The organism is Micromonospora sp. NPDC047467 (assembly GCF_040643095.1).
In the GTDB taxonomy this organism is placed as follows: Bacteria; Actinomycetota; Actinomycetes; order Mycobacteriales; family Micromonosporaceae; genus Micromonospora.
In genome coordinates this window covers 313,249-328,754 of the sequence record NZ_JBEYTO010000002.1, presented here as the reverse complement: position 1 = coordinate 328,754, position 15,506 = coordinate 313,249, and the positions used below count along the sequence as shown (strand labels likewise).

The following is a 15,506-nucleotide window of genomic DNA, read 5'->3' as shown; positions in this document are numbered from 1 at the left end:
CAGCAGCGGCAGCAGCGGCAGCAGCGGCAGCAGCGGCAGCAGCGGCAGCAGCGGCAGCAGCGGCAGCAGCGGCAGCAGCGGCAGCAGCGGCAGCAGCGGCAGCAGCACCAGCACCAGCACCAGCACCAGCACCAGCACCGATCATGACGGTCGGCGGTATCACGTCGGCCGGCGGCACGTCACCGACGAGCGGGGCGAGCCGTTGGTGCTGGACTGGCGGGCGCCGGTCTCCCGGTCGTTCTACCGGGCCAGTGCGCGCGATCCGCAGGGGGTGGCGGTCCGGCGGCGGTTCGGGTTCAGCAACGGGGTGCTGACCAGCTTCGAGGATGAGCGGCTCGATCGGGGCGAGGAGCTGGGCACGACCAGCCGGATCCTGACTGCCGAGATCGAACGGCCGCGCGTCGGGCCGATGCGGGACATCGTGGCCACCATCCAGCCTGAGCAGGACGAGTTGGTCCGGGCCGATCTGGCCGACTCGATCTGCGTGCAGGGGGCACCGGGCACGGGGAAGACGGCGGTTGGTCTGCACCGGGCCGCGTACCTGCTCTACCTGCACCGGGAGCGGTTGCGGCGGGCGGGTGTGCTGATCGTGGGGCCGAACCGGGCGTTCCTGTCGTACATCGCGGCGGTGCTGCCGGCGCTCGGTGAGGTCGAGGTCGAGCAGGCCACCGTCGAGGAGTTGATCTCGCGGGTGCCGGTCCGGGCGGTCGAGGCGCCGGCGGTCGCCACGCTCAAGCACGACGTGCGGATGGCCGACGTGCTGCGGCGCGCGGTGCAGGCTCAGATCGGTACGCCGACCGACTCGATCACGGTGTCGGACGGTTCGTTCCGGTGGCGGATCGGGCTGGACCCACTACATCGGATCGTCGAGGAGACCCGTCGGGAAGGGCTGCCGTACGGCACGGGCCGGGAGCGGGTCCGCGCGCGGGTGGTGAGTCTGCTGCAACGGCAGGCCGAGGCGCGGCGCGCGGAGTCACCCAGCGATGCGTGGCTACGCCGGATGGGCCGCTGTCGGCCGGTGGTCGACCTCCTGGACGCGGTCTGGCCGGCGCTCACCCCGGAAGGGCTGGTGTACGGCCTGCTCTCCGACCCGACTCGACTCGCCGCCGCAGCGGATGGTCTGCTCACCGACGCCGAGCAGGCGCTGCTGACCTGGGTGAAGCCGGCCCGTACCGCGAAGGCGACCCGCTGGACCACCGCCGACGCGGTGCTGATCGACGAGGCGGCCGGGTTGCTGGAGCGGGCCTCCGGGTTCGGGCACGTGGTGGTGGACGAGGCGCAGGATCTCTCCCCGATGCAGTGTCGGGCCATCGCCCGGCGCAGCGAGCATGGCTCGGTCACCCTCCTCGGTGACCTCGCTCAGGGCACCACGCCGTGGGCGGCGACGGACTGGCGGGAATCCCTGGCTCACCTGGGCAAGCCGGACGCCGTGGTGGTTCCGTTGACGGTCGGTTTTCGCGTGCCCGCCGCAGTGGTCGCGTTCGCGAACCTGCTGCTGCCGGCACTCGCCGTCAACGTGCCGCCGGCCGAGTCGCTGCGCCGAGACGGCGGCCTGGACGTGCGTACCGTGACCGACCTGACGTCGGCGACGGTGGACGACGTGCGGGCGGCGCTCGCCCACGACGGCTCGGTCGGTGTGATCGCCGCAGACGACGCGGTCGACGGGCTGCGCGCGGCGCTCGCCGCCGCCGGTGTCGCGACCGCGACCGCCGACGACGTGGTGGCCGCGGAGCGGGTCACCGTGGTGCCCGCGACGCTGGTCAAGGGCCTGGAGTACGACCATGTGGTGGTGGTCGAGCCGGCCGCGATCGTCGCGGCCGAGCCGCGCGGGCTGCACCGGCTGTACGTGGTGCTCACCCGTGCGGTGTCCCGGCTCTCGGTGCTGCACCGCGAACCGCTGCCCGCGCCGCTGCTGACCACGCCGCCGGAAGCCGCGCCGCCCGAGGCCGCACCGCCCGAGGCCGCACCGCCCGAGGCCGCACCGCCCGAGGCCACACCGCAACAGGCCACACCACCGCAGGCCGGGCCACTACAGCCGGCATCGCTGTAAACCTCGACCAAACCCGTTGCGTGCCGCTGCGGGCTGGCGCCGCCGCGGGTCGGGTCAGCGACCGGTCAGGGCTGAGGCGATGTCGCGCAGCGGTTTGCCGGGCTCGGCGATCGGCACCGTGAAGGCCAACCACGAGCCGTCGACGAACTCGATCCGGAGCCGCTTCGGGTTGAGCCGGTGCCAGCCCACCCGGGCGTCGGCCACCGCGGCGCGGGGCGTCGACCAGACGATCCGGGTTTCGGCCGCCGCCCGTTCGTCGTCGGCCCGGTTCGACCAGAGTTTCAACGGCCCGGACGCGCACACGAGCATCCGCCGGTCGGTGACGGCGAGGATGGTGTCCTCGATGGTGGTCGCCGGAGGCACCGGCCGCCGCGCGTACTGCAGCGTGGAGGCGGACGAGCCGGGCGCTCCCCGGCCGGCGATTCCGTAGGCCAGGCGATCGACGATCCGGTCTCCCGCCGGGAAGGAGAATATCGGCGAGAGCAGGTTGAGCAGCGCCCCGGAGACGCCACCGCCGCCGCGGGACGTGGCCGGCTGCTCCTCGATCGGCGGGTCGGGCGGCAGGGCGCCCTGGGCGATTCTCGCCTTCGCGACGGCGAGCAGCTGCTCACCCGGCTCGACGAGCTGGGTCAGCCGTTCCTGGTAGCTGATGTCGGCCATCGGATCAGTATCGATCCGGGCGGTCGCCGGTCGGTCGTCCGGCAGCGGGCGCGTCGCCGATCACCTCGCCCACCAGCTCGCGTACCCGGGCGGCGGCAGCCTCCTGCGCGCGGCCGGCGGCGGCGGTGAACTCCTCAGCCAGCGTGTACGAGTCGAAACGCATGGCCCGCGCGTCGAGGTCGGTCGACACGATCGTGCCGTCGGCGGCGGCGGTGACCCGGACCAACCCGGAGTCGCTCACACCCTCGGCGTTGCTCTGTTCGATCTCGGCCATCTTGCCGGCCAGCTCACGTTGCCAACCGTCCAGGTTGCGGGCCAGCGCCTCGATGCGGTCCAGACCCGGAAAGGTCATGTCGGTCCCTCTCAGGTCAGGATGGAGTCGAAGATATTTTGCACGCCCTTGGTGTACGGGCCGAGATCCTCGCGGTACGTGCCGTCCACCAGGTAGTTGCGGTCCTTGGTGCCGTCGGAGATGTCGTGCAGCCCGACGCCGGTGTCCAGCAGGGCGCCGCCGATGCCGGGGATGTTCACCGGGGACGCCTGGTTGATGAGGAACTTGCCCGGGAAGAGCACCTTGAATTTCTCGATCTGGAACGCCCGCGCCTCGGCCGTCCACCCGGACTTGTTCCACATCCGGTATGCCTTCTTCGCCTGGCGGATCTTCAGCACCGCCTCGCGGTACTTCATCAGCAGCTCGGCGACCTTCTGCATCTTGGCGGCCAGCTTCGTCAGGATCTCGGCGAACCGCGCGACGACCTTGACCATCCGGCCCACCACGGTAGCGAGCTTGGCCAGCACCCGGACGACCGTCGCCGCGAGCGAGATGCCGGCGCTGAGCGCCGCGGCCACCGCCGCGATGATGACCTCGGTGAGGAACCAGAGCAGGAACTCGAGGATCAACTCGACCAGCAGGTTGAACGCGTCGACCGCCGCGTTGGCCGCGTCGACCAGCACCTCCTTGGTGCCGTCCAGCCCACGGGCCAACTCCTCGATCGCCTCCTCCACCGACTCCATCGACGCGTGGAAGCTCTCGGCGGCGTCGCCCTTCCAGGAGCCCCGCAGGCGAGCCCGGTGCTGCACCTGCTCGCCAGCGATCTCGCGGACCGCCGCACCGGTGCTCAGGCAGAGCTGGGCGGCGCGCATCAGGTCGTCCGGCTCGCCGGCGACGAGTTCGAGCAGCTGCTCGAAGGGCCACAACACCGCGTTGGACAACGGCTTGAACGGGTCGGGCGTACCCGAGACGATCTGCTCGAAGTACGTCTTGTTGCGCTGCAACGCCTCGGTGCTCACGCCGGCACCTGCCCAGTCCGGCCGGCGTCGCCGGGCGAGGACGGGCTCGGCGACCAGGGGCCGGGAGCGAGTACGTCGGGAGCGGGCGGACGGCCGGGCACGAACAGGTCCGTGTTGGCCACGTCGGAGCCCGTGTAGGAGTCGGCGGTGTCGGTGAGTCCTTCGGCGATGTCCGCCATCACCTCGGCTCCGTCGGCCAGCCCTTGCAGGCACGCCTCGAACTGCTCGGCGTACGTCGCCGCGAGGCTGAACGACGCCGGCATCACACCGAAGGCGTGCCGTGGCACGTGGCCGTCGCCGAACGAACGGTGCAGCTCGCGAAAGCGGGCCGCCCGGTCGGTGGACGCTGCCGCGAACGCCTTCAGGGCCTCCGGCTCGACCTCCAGCTCACCGCTCGGGCTCGACACGGACCCTCCTCTGTGTCCTGTGCGACAGGTCAGTCACCACGGCTCCCCACCATAGGCACCCCGCGCCGCTGTCGGTACCCCGGCGCGGCGGCGGGACACCGGGCATTGACTTTGCGGCGTAAAGTAGTTTGCGTGGAACCCAACGATGACCTGCCACCCTCCGACGCGGCAGCCGCGCTCCGGCTGATCCGTGAGCAGCAGGCAGCCACCGCACGTCGGCTGGAGCCGGACGCCCGACTGGTCTACTGGCCGTGGGGTGTGGCCTGGCTGATCGGCTTCGGGCTGTTCTTCCTGCGCTTCGCACCCGACGGTCGGGTGTTGGTCCGGCTACCGGACTGGCTGCCCCTGACCATCCTGTTCGTCCTGCTCGCGGCTGCCGCGGCGGTCCAGGCGGTCGCTGGCGCGCGGGCGTACGGGCAGGTCAGTGGCGACTCCGCGCAACGCGGACGCTGGTACGGCTGCGCCTGGGCACTGGGGTCGGTGAGCGTGTACGCGGCGGTCGGCCGGATCTCCGAGCACCTGCCACACGACCAGGAGGCGCTGCTCTGGTCGGCAACCGCCGTTGGCCTGACCGGCGCGCTGCACATGGCCGGCGGAGCCATCTGGCTGGACCGGGACCTGTTCCGGCTCGGCGTCTGGATCAGCGTGAGCAACGTGCTCGGCACGATCGCCGGGCCGGGCTGGCACGCACTGGTCATCGCGGTGGCCGGCGGCGGCGGGATCCTGGCCGCCGGAACGATCGCCCGGCGGCGACAGCGACACCGGTCGTGACCGAACTCGACCCGGTCATCCACGCGCAGGCCCGGCTGCGGGTGGTCGCCGCGCTCTCGACGCTCAACGACGGCGACCGGATCGCCTTTCCCCGGTTGCAGGAACTGCTCGCGATGACCGCCGGCAACCTCTCCGTGCACCTGCGCAAGCTGGAGGACGCCGGCTACGTGGAGATCAGCAAGACCCACCGTGGACGCACCCCGGCCACCCTGATCCGGCTCAGCCGGCGCGGCCGGCTGGCGTTCGAGGAGTACACCGAAGCCATCCGCACCCTGCTCGACCCCACTGCCACCAAGGAGCAGTCATGACCCTCGCCCGCGCCGACCAGGCCAGCCGCCGGTACGGCGACGTCCTCGCCCTCGACCGCGTCGACCTGGAGGTCCGCGCCGGTGAACTGGTCGGCCTGCTCGGCCCCAACGGTGCCGGCAAGAGCACCCTGATGAACCTGCTGGTCGGCCTACGCCGTCCCAGCTCGGGCCGGGTCGAGTTGTTCGGCGGCGACCCCCGCGACCCGGCGTCCCGCCGACAGATCGGCGTCACCCCGCAGGAGACCGGCCTGCCGGGCACGCTCCGGGTCGGCGAGGTCGTCGACTTCGTCTCGGCGCACTATTCGGACCCGGTGCCCCGGGGCGAACTGCTCGACCGCTTCGGCCTGGGCGACCTCGCCCGGCGGCAGACCGGTGGGCTCTCCGGCGGGCAGCGGCGCCGGCTGGCGGTGGCGCTGGCGTTCGTCGGCCGGCCCCGGCTCGTGCTCCTCGACGAGCCCACGACCGGCCTGGACGTGGCCGCCCGGCACACGCTGTGGGACGCGATCCGCGCGTTCCACGACGACGGCGGGACCGTCCTGCTGAGCAGCCACTACCTGGAGGAGGTGGAGGCGCTCGCGCACCGGGTGGTGGTGATCGGGCAGGGCCGGGTGCTCGCCGACGACACGGTCGAGGCGGTGCGCGGCATCGTCGGCGTACGTCGGGTCAGCCTGGTCGCCGATGCGCTGCCCGAGCTGCCCGGTGTGGTCCGCACCGAACGGATCGACGGCCGGCTGCACCTGCTCACCACCGACGCCGACGAGTTGGTCCGGGCCCTGGTCACCGCCGGGGTCACCTTCGTCGACCTGGAGGTGCGGCCGACCTCGCTGGAAGAGGCGTTCCTCGCCATCACCAGCACCCACCAGCCCACCGCCGAGAGCCAGCCCACCGCCGCTGCCGGCGGCCTACCCAACGCCGTCTGAGGAGGCGCACCGTGCAGCTCGCCCTGGTTCACGCCCGCTACCAGCTTCTGGAGCTCATCCGGATCCCGGTGGCCGTCGTCGGCAGCGCCTTCTTCCCGGCCGCCGCCATGATCTTCTTCGTGGTGCCGTTCGCCGGTGACGATCCGGTCGGCGCCACCTTCGCCACCGCGTCGATGGTCACCTTCTCAGTCATGAGCGCCAACATCTTCCAGTACGGCGTCGGCGTCGCCGAGGATCGCGACCAGCCGTGGAGCCCGTACACCCGGACGCTGCCGGCCGGGCCGGCGCCCCGCTTCGCCGGCCGGGTGCTGGCGGGCCTGGCGCTGACGTTCCTGTCGCTGATCCCGGTCGTGTTGATCGGCGCGACCCTGACCGCGGCCCGGATCACCCCGGCGGCGTTCCTGCTGGCCATCGTCACCGTGGCCGTCATCTCGGTGCCATTCACGCTGATGGGGCTCACCATCGGCTACTCGCTGCCGAGCAAGGCGGCGATCGTGGTGGCGCAGGTCGTCTTCCTGCCGCTCGCGTTCGGCGGCGGGCTGCTCTCCGCGCCGGGGGACGCACCCGGTTTCATCGAGACGATCGCGCCGTTCCTGCCCACCAGGGGTGCGGCCGAGCTGATGTGGGCCGCGGTGGGCGACTACGACGTCGAGCCACTCTCGTTGATCATGCTCGGTGTCTGGGTGGTGCTGCTCGCCACGCTCGCCGCCTGGGCGTACCGACGGGACGAGGGTCGCCGGTTCAGCTGACGATTCGTCCGTTTCCGCCCCGGGCCGCAGCGGGACGGTGCCAGGATTCCCGCAGGGGGCCGCCGTGGCCGCCCCGGCCGAGAGGGGTCTTGACGTGAGCACCGTCCCGCCGGGTACGCCCTGCTGGGCCGACCTGGCCACCCCGGATCTGACCGACGCGCGGCGGTTCTACCCCGAGCTGTTCGGCTGGACCGGACGGGTGACACCGGAGCCCGAGGCGGGCGGCTACACCGTCTTCCTGCTCAACGGGCAGCCGGTCGCCGGAGTGGGACCGCCCGCGATTCCCGATCAGGTGCCGATCTGGTCGACGTACCTCGCCACCGACGACGCGGAACTCGTCGCCGGCCGGGTCGAGCGGGCCGGCGGACAGGTCGTGGTGCCGCCGTTCGAGGTCTTCGACCGGGGCCGGATGGCGGTCTTCGCCGACCCGGCGGGCGCCACGTTCAGCGTCTGGCAGCCGCTGGCGATGCCCGGCGCCGAGGTGTTCAACGTGCCCGGCGCCATGAGCTGGAACGAGCTGGTCACCCCCGATCCGGAGGGCGCGAAGGTCTTCTACGAGCTGGTGTTCGGCTGGCAGCCGGACGAACAGCCGGTCGGCGGAATGACGTACACCGGGTGGCGGCTCGGTGCGCGGATTGTCGCCGGGATGATGCCGCCGCTGGCCGACGACTTCCCGGCCGACCTGCCCGCGTACTGGACGGTGTACTTCGCGGTGACCGACGCGGACGCCGCCGCGGCCCGCGCCGCCGAGCTGGGCGGAACCATCCTCGTCCCACCCCGCGACATCCCGACGGGCCGGTTCGCCGCCCTACGCGACCCGCAGGGAGCCCTCTTCTCGGTGATCGACCTCGGCCCGGAAGAGGACTGACCGCCCCCGTCAGCGAGGGCGGACGGGGACCACCAGGGGGCCGTGGGTGCCGGGGACGACGCGGACGCTGGCCCGGTAGTGGGTGGCCAGGAGGTGTTCGGTCAGCACCTCGCGGGGGGTGCCGGTCGCCACCACCTGACCGTCGGCCAGCATCACCATCCGGTCGGCGTACTCGCCGGCCAGGGAGAGGTCGTGCATGGTGGCCAGCACGGTCAGGCCGTGCGCGCGGCGGAGCTGGTCGACCAGTTCCAGCACCTCCTGCTGGTGGCCGATGTCCAGCGCGCTGGTCGGCTCGTCGAGCAGCAGCAGCGTCGCGCCCTGGGCGAGCGCCCGGGCCAGGAAGACCCGCTGCCGTTCGCCGCCGGAGAGGGTCGCCAGCTCGCGGCGGTGGAAGCCGACGAGGTCCAGCCGGTCGAGCACCTCGTGCACGGCGGCCACGTCCGCGGCCGACTCCCGGCCCAGCGGCGGGATGTACGGGGTACGGCCGAGCAGCACGTAGTCCAGCACCGACATGCCGGGTGGCACCACCGGTGACTGTGCCACCGTGGCCACCACCCGGGCGCGGTTCCGGCGGCGCAGTTCGGCGCTCGGCGTACCGAACAGGGTGATCGCTCCCGGCGCGGGCAGCAGGCCGCCGACGGCGCGCAACAGGGTCGACTTGCCGGCGCCGTTCGGGCCGATCACGGTGACCCACTCGCCGGCGGCGACGGTCAGGTCGACGCCGGTGAGGATCGGGGTGCCGCCCAGGCTGACGTGCAACCCCCGCACCTCGACCGCCGTCGCACCGGCCTGGCGGGGAGCGGGCACGCTGACCGGCTCGGGGCTCATGTGAGCACCCGCCGGGCGGTGCGCAGCACCAGGACGAAGAACGGGCCGCCGAGCAGGGCGGTGACCACCCCGATGGGCACCTCGGCCGGGGCAGCGGCGGTGCGGGCCACCACGTCGGTCAGGGCCAGGAACGCCGCGCCGAACAGCATCGACAGCGGCAGGATCACCCGGTAGCTCGACCCGGCGAGCAGCCGGACGGTGTGCGGCACGATGATGCCGACGAAGCCGATCAGGCCGGTCGCGGAGACGGCGGCGGCGGTGCCCAACGACGCGGCGGCGATCAGCAGGTAGCGGGACCGCTGCGGGTGCAGGCCGAGGCTGCGCGCCTCGTCGTCGCCGAGCGCGAGGACGTCCAGCTCGCGGCGGTGCAGCAGCACCACCACGGTGGTCACCACGGCGTACGGCAGCACCAGCAGCACGTCGTGCCAGCCGGCGGTGGCCAGCCGGCCCAGCAGCCAGGAGTAGACGGACTGGATGGTGTCGGAGTGCCGTTGCAGCAGGTACGTCTGCCCGGCGGAGAGGAACGCGGAGACCGCGACCCCGGCCAGGATCAGCATCGCCGGGGACCGGCTCCGGCCGCCGGCCGCGCCGAGCAGGTAGGTCATCGTCACGGCGAGCAGCGACCCGACGAAAGCGGCCAACGGGATGGTCAGCGGCAGCCCGGAGATCGCGCCCTGCCGGCCGGCGCCGCCGAGGGCGATCACCGCGGTGACCGCGAGGCCCGCGCCGGCGGCCACCCCGAGCAGGTACGGGTCGGCGAGCGGGTTGCGGAACACGCCCTGGTAGCAGCCGCCGGCCAGGGCGAGCAGGCCACCGACGAGCAGGCCCAGCACGACCCGGGGCAGCCGCAACTCGGTGACGATGGCGATTTCCCGCTCGGTCAACCCGCTCTTCAGGTGCACCCCGGGGATCAGGTTGAGCAGCTCGGCGGCGACGCTGCCCGGCGGCAGACTGACCGGGCCGAGCGACACCCCGGCGACGAGCGCGACGAGCACCGCGAACACCCCGGCGGCCAACCAGCGCTTGCGCAGGCCGGCGGGCCGGGACGCGAGCTGCGTCCCGGCCTGCCGCGTGGTTGGTGCCGGGGTGGCCACCGGAAGCAGTCCGGTCACCGACGGACGTCGATCACGCGGGCACCTTGGCGACCGCGTCGATGACAACCCGGAGCAGGTCCACGATCCGTGGGCCCCACCGGGAGGCGATGTCGTCGTCCAGCGCCACGACCTGGTTGTTCTTCACCGCGGTGACCCCGGCCCAGCCGCTGCGGGCCTTGACCGAGTCGCCGCTCTGCTGGCAGCACTTGGCGTCGGCCAGGAAGACGAAGTCGGGGTCGGCCTTGACGATGAACTCCTGGGACAGCTGCGGGTAGCCGGCGCTCTTGCCGTCCGCGTCGGCCGGGTCGGCGATGTTGGTCAGACCGGCCAGGTCGTAGATCGAGCCGATGAAGGTCTTGCTGGTCGCGCTGTAGAGCTCCGGGCCCAGCTCATGGAAGTAGGTGAGCTTCTCGGCGCGCTGCGGCACGTCCTTGACCAGCTTGGCGATGTCGTCCTTCATCCGGGTGGTGACGTCGGTGGCCTGGTCGGCGTGCCCGGTAAGCGTGCCCAGATCGGTGATCTGCCGGTAGGAGTCGTCAAGCGTGGTCGCCGCCGGGGTCAGGTACACCGGGATCTTGAGCTTGCCGAGCTGGTCGACGATCTTGTTCCGGTCGTCGGAGATCACCACCAGGTCGGGGTTCTTGCTGGCGATGGCCTCGGCGTTGGGCTGGAAGCCGGACAGGTCGGTCTTGGGCGCGTCAGCCGGGTAGTTGGACTGGTCGTCGACCGCGGTCACCTGCGGGCCGGCACCGATGGCGAAGAGCATCTCGGTGGCGGTGGGCGCCAGCGACACGATCTTCTCGGGCCGCTTGTCGAGGGTGAGCGAGCCGACCGTCACCGGGAAGCTGGCGGTCGCCGAACCGACGCCGGGCGCCGGCTGGTCGGTGGTCTTCTCGGCGCAGGCGCCGAGGGCGAGCGCGGCGACCGCGAGGGTCGCGGCGAAGAGCCGGGGGGTACGTCTGAACATGGGGCCTCCTGTCGGTCGAGGAGTGTTGCTTCGCCGACAGGGCTTCCGTACGCCCGCCCACGAGGCGCCCTTCCTCGAGAGCGCGTGTCGCGACCGATCCGCAGGCGACCTGGCTTGTCCCCACCGTCAGGCGGGGCATCACAGTTGCGGGACAGCGCCGGTATCGCACCGGCTTCGCTGCGGAGTGGTCGCTAAGACGGTAGCGCACCGCGGGATCTGGAGGCTCGGAGCGGGTGGTGGGGCCCCGCAGGGGCGGAACGGGGCCCCACCCGATCAGGAGGCGGTGATGGTGACGTTGTCCACAGCCGCCTCCACGAGGCTCGCGCCGGAGGCATCCGCGGCCTCGACGAGGATCCGCACGGACTGGCCGGCGTACGGAGTGAGGTTGAGGTTCGCCACCGCCCAGCTCCCGTTGCGGTTGGTCGCCGCGCCGGCCTGGGTGAGCAGCGCGGTGGTGCCGCCGTTGTGCACCACGCTCACCCGCAGGTAGTCGGCTGACGACGAGTTCGAGCCGTGTGCCAGATACCAGGCCAGCGAGAGGGTCAGCGTGCCCGACGACGGCAGGGTCACCGCCGGGGACCGGGCACTTGTCACGCCACCGTCGACGTCGTAGTCACCGGCCGCCGAGCCGGCGAGCCGGCCGGTGACCAGGTCGTTGGCGCCGGCGTACGGGGTGAGCTGCTTGGCGCCGGAGGAGGTGGTCGCCTGGGCGGCACCCCGCTCCCACACTCCGCTGGTGGCGGCGTCGGTACCGGACGGGTTGATGGTCCACCCGGTGGCGGTCTCGAAGGTGTCGGACCAGACCGTGGTGCCGCCACCACCGCCGCCGCAGTACTGCGCCTGCTTGCCGATGGCCCGGTACGGGCAGTCGGCGTACTCGCTGAGCATCAGCACGGCCTCGCGGTTGCGGCTGGTCTGTGCGGGGATCACCTCGTCGGGCGGGTAGAAGCCGCCGCCGCTCGCCGAGCCCGGGTACATCTCGAAGGTGTACGCCCAGATGTTGTGGGTGGCCCACATCCAGTCGATGCTGTCCCCGTCGGTGATGTAGAGGTCGCTGGACTGCTGCGGGGTGTAGTTGTTGGTGGCCGCCATCTGCTGGCCGATGGTGGCGAAGGTGTTGTACTGGTCGGCGTTCATCCCGGCCGCGGTGTTCGCGGTGGTATAGCCGTACGGCCAGAGCACCAGCTGCGAGTACGTGTGGAAGTCGATGTTCGCCTTGATCTGCTGTGTCCCGCCGACCACGCGACTGTTGACGAAGTTGCGCAGCGCCTGCGTCTCCGGGGCGGAGAACGCCGACGGGCCGCGGTAGGTCTCCGACGAGGTCGAGCCGGACGAGCCGCCGCAGCAACCCCAGTTGTAGGACCAGTTGCGGTTCAGGTCGGTGCCGACGTTGGACGAACCGCTGTTGGGCTGGCGGTTCTTGCGCCAGGACCGGTACGACCCGGTGGCGATGTCGTACTCGCTGCCGTCCGGGTTGACGGTCGGCACGATCCAGATCTCCCGGCTGTTGACGATGTTGGTGATCCGGGAGTCGCTGCCGTAGCTGTCGGTGAAGAGGTTGAGCAGGTAGATCGCCATCTCGACGGTCAGGTGCTCACGGGCGTGCTGCTGGGCGTTGAACAGGATCTCCGGCTCGTTCTCGTCGGTGCCGACGTTGTCGGAGATCTTCACGGCCATCAGGTCGCGGCCCTCGTACGACGTACCAATGCTGATCTTGCGGGCGATGGCCGGATGGTCGGCCACGGCCTGGTTCACGACGGCGGTCAGTTCGGCATAGTCGTGGTAGTTGGAGTCGGCGGGCGGGAAGGCCAACGTGCCCACCCCACCGGCGCCGCGTTCGGCGTTCGGTGGCGGGGTCAGCGGTTCCAGGCGGAATCCGAGCCGGCCGATCGCGGCGGCCTCGCTCGCGGTCGCCGAGATGTGCAGGACCCCGTGCTCGGAGTAGTCGATGGCGGCCCCGGTGCGGACCACCGCGTTGCGGTCGGCGAGGGTCCGGGGCCCGAGCACCCGGTAGCCGGCGGCGGCCGACTCGGCGGTGCGATCCGGTGCCGGTTTCGCGGCGACGGGTCCGGCGGCCACGGTGACGATGCCCAGCCCGGCGACGACAGCGAGCGCCAGGGCACGGCGGAGAGGTGTGGGCGTGCGGAGGGCCATGTACTACCTCCTCGAAGGGCGGGACATCCCGCTCGGTGATGCACACTTCACCACCAGCCACATGGTCGAATCAATATCCGTCGTTGCCTTATGCATCCCAGATTCACCATCGCTGCGGCAATGATTTTCTTCCCAGCACCCTCTGGCGAAACTTCCTTCCGCGCGGAACACTGACCAGCGACGATGCACCTCTCGACACCGCGGAGCACCCATGGCCAGATCCCGCCTGCACGCGGCCGCCCTCGCGGGCGTCAGCGCGCTCACCCTGCTCGCCCCCGCAGCCCCCGCCACAGCGGGTCGACCACCCGCTCCCGCCCACGACGAGCGGATCACCTTCCAGGACTGGTCCGGGCCCGCCGACTGGCACCGGGGCAGCAGCGCCGGCACCCGCGTCGTGCCCGGGGCGCGAGCGGGCGTCACCCTGGCCCGCCCGGCCGGCACCATCGAGTACGCCGATCCGCACACCGGCGCCACCCGCACCTGGGAGTACGGCACCTGGACCTCGCCGGTGACCCGGATCGGCTTCGACGCCACCGAACTGATCGCCTCGTGGAACGCCGAGACCCCCGCCGGCACCTGGATCCAGGTGGAGATGCAGGGCAGCTACACCAGCGGCGACCAGACCCCCTGGTACGTCATGGGTCGCTGGGCCTCCGGCGACACCGACATCAAACGGGCCAGCGTCAACCGGCAGGGTGATCCCTGGTCGACGATCTGGACCGACACCTTCAGCATCGACGACGCCGACGCCGGGGTGCTGCTGCGGTCCTACCAACTGCGACTGACCCTCTACCGGGCACCCGGGCAGACGGCCTCGCCGGTGGTCCGGATGCTCGGAGCGATGAGTTCCAGCGTGCCGGACCGGTTCACCGTCCCGCCCAGCGCGGGGCACATCGCCTGGGGCGTCGAGTTGCCGGTGCCGCGCTACTCGCAGAACGTGCACAGTGGGCACTACCCGGAGTACGACGGCGGCGGCGAGGCGTGGTGCTCGCCCACCTCCGCGGAGATGGTCGTCGAGTACTGGGGGCGCAGGCCGTCGGCGGCCGACACCTCCTGGGTGGACCCGACCTACCCCGACCCGACGGTCAACCACGCCGCCCGGATGGTCTTCGACTACGCGTACGACGGCGCGGGCAACTGGCCGTTCAACACCGCGTACGCGGCCAGCTTCCCCGGACTGGAGGGCCGGGTCACCCGGCTGCACTCACTCGACGAGCTGGAGCGTTTCATCGCCGCTGGCATCCCGGTGGTGACCAGCCAGTCGTTCCTGGCCAGCGAGTTGGATGGCGCGAACTACGGCACGTCCGGGCACCTGTTCGTGGTGGTCGGCTTCACCGCCGAGGGCGACGTCATCGTCAACGACCCCGCCTCGTCCAGCAACGACGTGGTGCGCAACGTCTACAAGCGTGCCCAGTTCGAGCAGATCTGGTTGCGGACCAAGCGCACCAACGCGACCGGCGGAGTCTCCGGCGGCTCGGGCGGCATCGCGTACCTCATCAAGCCCACGTCAAAGCCCTGGCCCCGGGTCCCCGGCTCCACCAACTGGTGACCGCGCGGTCGATCATGAAGTTATTGCCCCATCGCTAGGCGTGTCGGAGCAATAACTTCATGGTCACCGCGAGGGTCGGTCGGTGGGGGGGTCGTCGGTGGGGGGCGGGGTGGGGTTGTCGTCGCCGGCTAGGGCGGAGCGCAGGCGCTCCTTCTCCGCACGGCGGCGCTCCGCCGCTTCGGCCATCTCCTCGGCCATGTCGTCGCGGAAGCCACGCAACAGGAAGAAGGAGAGCGCGGCCGAGAACGCCAGCGCCAGAATCAGCTTCAGGAAAATGTCCATGTCGACGAACCAGAGGCCCGCCAGCACGGCGACGAACAGCCCGAGCCGGCCCAGCGTGTACTTGACCGCCGCGCTCACCTGCACCACATCCGTTCCCTAGCTCGCCCGCCCTGCGGCGGAAAGATCGACTCGCCCGGCGGGCGGTCGGGGTCAGCCGGTCCGGCGGGCCAGCCAGCGGACACCCGGAAACCAGACCACCGCGTACGCCACGGTGAACGCCGCCGCCGCCAACGCCCCGGACAGCAGCGGCGGCAACCCGGAGGCCAGCCCCGCGATCAGCAGCCCCGAGACCACCCCGACGGCCGCCGCGACCAGAGCCGCCACCACCCGGGCCGCGCCGAACTCCCAGGCCCGGAAGTCGTCCCAGAACAACCAGGCCGGCAGGATCACGGCCAGCCAACCGTTGGTGTGACCGAAGTCGCCGGCACCGAACATGGCGAACGCCAACTCGAACAGCACGAGCGCCAACACGCCGATGATCAGACCGGCCAGGCACACGCCGAGCAGGTCGGCCAGGGTACGGACCCGCCCCTGGTCGTCTCGGCGGGGAAACCCGCCCTGCTTCTCGGACTCGCGCTGCTCGGTCATCGACTGCGAGGGTACGTGGTG

General features: G+C 71.6%; 16 protein-coding genes, 1 pseudogene and 1 riboswitch. Of the genes and pseudogenes, 7 read left to right on the top strand and 10 right to left on the bottom strand.

The window, feature by feature from the left end; genetic code table 11:
• A pseudogene (locus ABZ780_RS05755) lies at positions 1 to 1,903 on the top strand (AAA family ATPase); the annotation flags it as partial.
• A gap of 201 nt (positions 1,904 to 2,104) precedes the next feature.
• Here ABZ780_RS05755 and ABZ780_RS05750 read toward each other — a convergent pair.
• From ABZ780_RS05750 to ABZ780_RS05735, 4 genes are read right to left on the bottom strand one after another with little or no spacing between them, the layout of a single operon-like run.
• Positions 2,105 to 2,710, bottom strand: coding sequence for a hypothetical protein (locus ABZ780_RS05750; RefSeq protein WP_357003918.1), 606 nt, complete (start codon positions 2,708 to 2,710; stop codon positions 2,105 to 2,107).
• A gap of 4 nt (positions 2,711 to 2,714) precedes the next feature.
• Positions 2,715 to 3,062 carry a YbaB/EbfC family nucleoid-associated protein gene (locus ABZ780_RS05745; RefSeq protein WP_357003914.1) on the bottom strand — a complete coding sequence of 116 codons (348 nt, stop codon included), beginning with the start codon at positions 3,060 to 3,062 and terminating at the stop codon, positions 2,715 to 2,717.
• Between the two features lie 11 nt (positions 3,063 to 3,073).
• On the bottom strand, positions 3,074 to 4,000 hold the full coding sequence (locus ABZ780_RS05740; protein ID WP_357003911.1) for a WXG100 family type VII secretion target: 927 nt from the start codon (positions 3,998 to 4,000) through the stop codon (positions 3,074 to 3,076).
• Entirely contained in the window at positions 3,997 to 4,407 is a 411-nt protein-coding gene (locus ABZ780_RS05735) for a type VII secretion target (protein WP_357003909.1), read from the bottom strand. The genes ABZ780_RS05740 and ABZ780_RS05735 overlap by 4 nt, the downstream gene beginning before the upstream one ends.
• A 132-nt stretch (positions 4,408 to 4,539) precedes the next feature.
• On the opposite strand from ABZ780_RS05735, the gene ABZ780_RS05730 reads away from it, so the two are divergent.
• The 5 genes from ABZ780_RS05730 to ABZ780_RS05710 all read left to right on the top strand — a co-directional run bounded on the left by ABZ780_RS05730 (position 4,540) and on the right by ABZ780_RS05710 (position 8,023).
• Entirely contained in the window at positions 4,540 to 5,178 is a 639-nt protein-coding gene (locus tag ABZ780_RS05730; RefSeq protein ID WP_357484549.1) for a transporter, read from the top strand.
• Entirely contained in the window at positions 5,175 to 5,486 is a 312-nt protein-coding gene (locus ABZ780_RS05725) for a transcriptional regulator (RefSeq protein WP_357003904.1), read from the top strand. The genes ABZ780_RS05730 and ABZ780_RS05725 overlap by 4 nt, the downstream gene beginning before the upstream one ends.
• Positions 5,483 to 6,406, top strand: coding sequence for an ABC transporter ATP-binding protein (locus tag ABZ780_RS05720; protein WP_357484547.1), 924 nt, complete (start codon positions 5,483 to 5,485; stop codon positions 6,404 to 6,406). Before ABZ780_RS05725 ends, ABZ780_RS05720 begins: the two co-directional genes overlap by 4 nt.
• A gap of 11 nt (positions 6,407 to 6,417) precedes the next feature.
• Entirely contained in the window at positions 6,418 to 7,155 is a 738-nt protein-coding gene (locus ABZ780_RS05715; protein ID WP_357484544.1) for an ABC transporter permease, read from the top strand.
• A gap of 94 nt (positions 7,156 to 7,249) precedes the next feature.
• Complete coding sequence (locus tag ABZ780_RS05710) at positions 7,250 to 8,023, top strand: VOC family protein (protein ID WP_357003897.1); 774 nt, start codon at positions 7,250 to 7,252, stop codon at positions 8,021 to 8,023.
• Positions 8,024 to 8,032: 9 nt separating this feature from the next.
• On the opposite strand, the gene ABZ780_RS05705 is transcribed toward ABZ780_RS05710, so the two are convergent.
• The 4 genes from ABZ780_RS05705 to ABZ780_RS05690 form a co-directional block, all read right to left on the bottom strand.
• Positions 8,033 to 8,851 carry an ABC transporter ATP-binding protein gene (locus ABZ780_RS05705; RefSeq protein ID WP_357484541.1) on the bottom strand — a complete coding sequence of 273 codons (819 nt, stop codon included), beginning with the start codon at positions 8,849 to 8,851 and terminating at the stop codon, positions 8,033 to 8,035.
• Positions 8,848 to 9,954 carry an iron ABC transporter permease gene (locus ABZ780_RS05700; RefSeq protein ID WP_357485309.1) on the bottom strand — a complete coding sequence of 369 codons (1,107 nt, stop codon included), beginning with the start codon at positions 9,952 to 9,954 and terminating at the stop codon, positions 8,848 to 8,850. Before ABZ780_RS05700 ends, ABZ780_RS05705 begins: the two co-directional genes overlap by 4 nt.
• 22 nt (positions 9,955 to 9,976) lie before the next feature.
• Positions 9,977 to 10,912: an ABC transporter substrate-binding protein gene (locus ABZ780_RS05695; protein WP_357003892.1), complete on the bottom strand. Its 936-nt coding sequence runs from the start codon at positions 10,910 to 10,912 to the stop codon at positions 9,977 to 9,979.
• Between the two features lie 81 nt (positions 10,913 to 10,993).
• Positions 10,994 to 11,142, bottom strand: a riboswitch (cobalamin riboswitch).
• A 43-nt stretch (positions 11,143 to 11,185) separates the two neighbouring features.
• Positions 11,186 to 13,066, bottom strand: a complete 1,881-nt coding sequence (locus ABZ780_RS05690) for a M14 family zinc carboxypeptidase (RefSeq protein ID WP_357484538.1) — start codon at positions 13,064 to 13,066, stop codon at positions 11,186 to 11,188.
• Positions 13,067 to 13,277: 211 nt separating this feature from the next.
• Here ABZ780_RS05690 and ABZ780_RS05685 point away from each other — a divergent pair, with 211 nt between their 5' ends.
• Positions 13,278 to 14,615, top strand: a complete 1,338-nt coding sequence (locus ABZ780_RS05685; protein ID WP_357484535.1) for a C39 family peptidase — start codon at positions 13,278 to 13,280, stop codon at positions 14,613 to 14,615.
• A gap of 63 nt (positions 14,616 to 14,678) precedes the next feature.
• Here the strand turns inward: ABZ780_RS05685 and ABZ780_RS05680 are convergent, their stop codons facing one another.
• Together ABZ780_RS05680 and ABZ780_RS05675 are read right to left on the bottom strand one after the other, a co-directional pair.
• Positions 14,679 to 14,975 carry a DUF4229 domain-containing protein gene (locus tag ABZ780_RS05680; RefSeq protein ID WP_357485308.1) on the bottom strand — a complete coding sequence of 99 codons (297 nt, stop codon included), beginning with the start codon at positions 14,973 to 14,975 and terminating at the stop codon, positions 14,679 to 14,681.
• Between the two features lie 72 nt (positions 14,976 to 15,047).
• Complete coding sequence (locus tag ABZ780_RS05675) at positions 15,048 to 15,485, bottom strand: hypothetical protein (RefSeq protein ID WP_357003883.1); 438 nt, start codon at positions 15,483 to 15,485, stop codon at positions 15,048 to 15,050.
• Positions 15,486 to 15,506 lie beyond the last annotated feature (21 nt).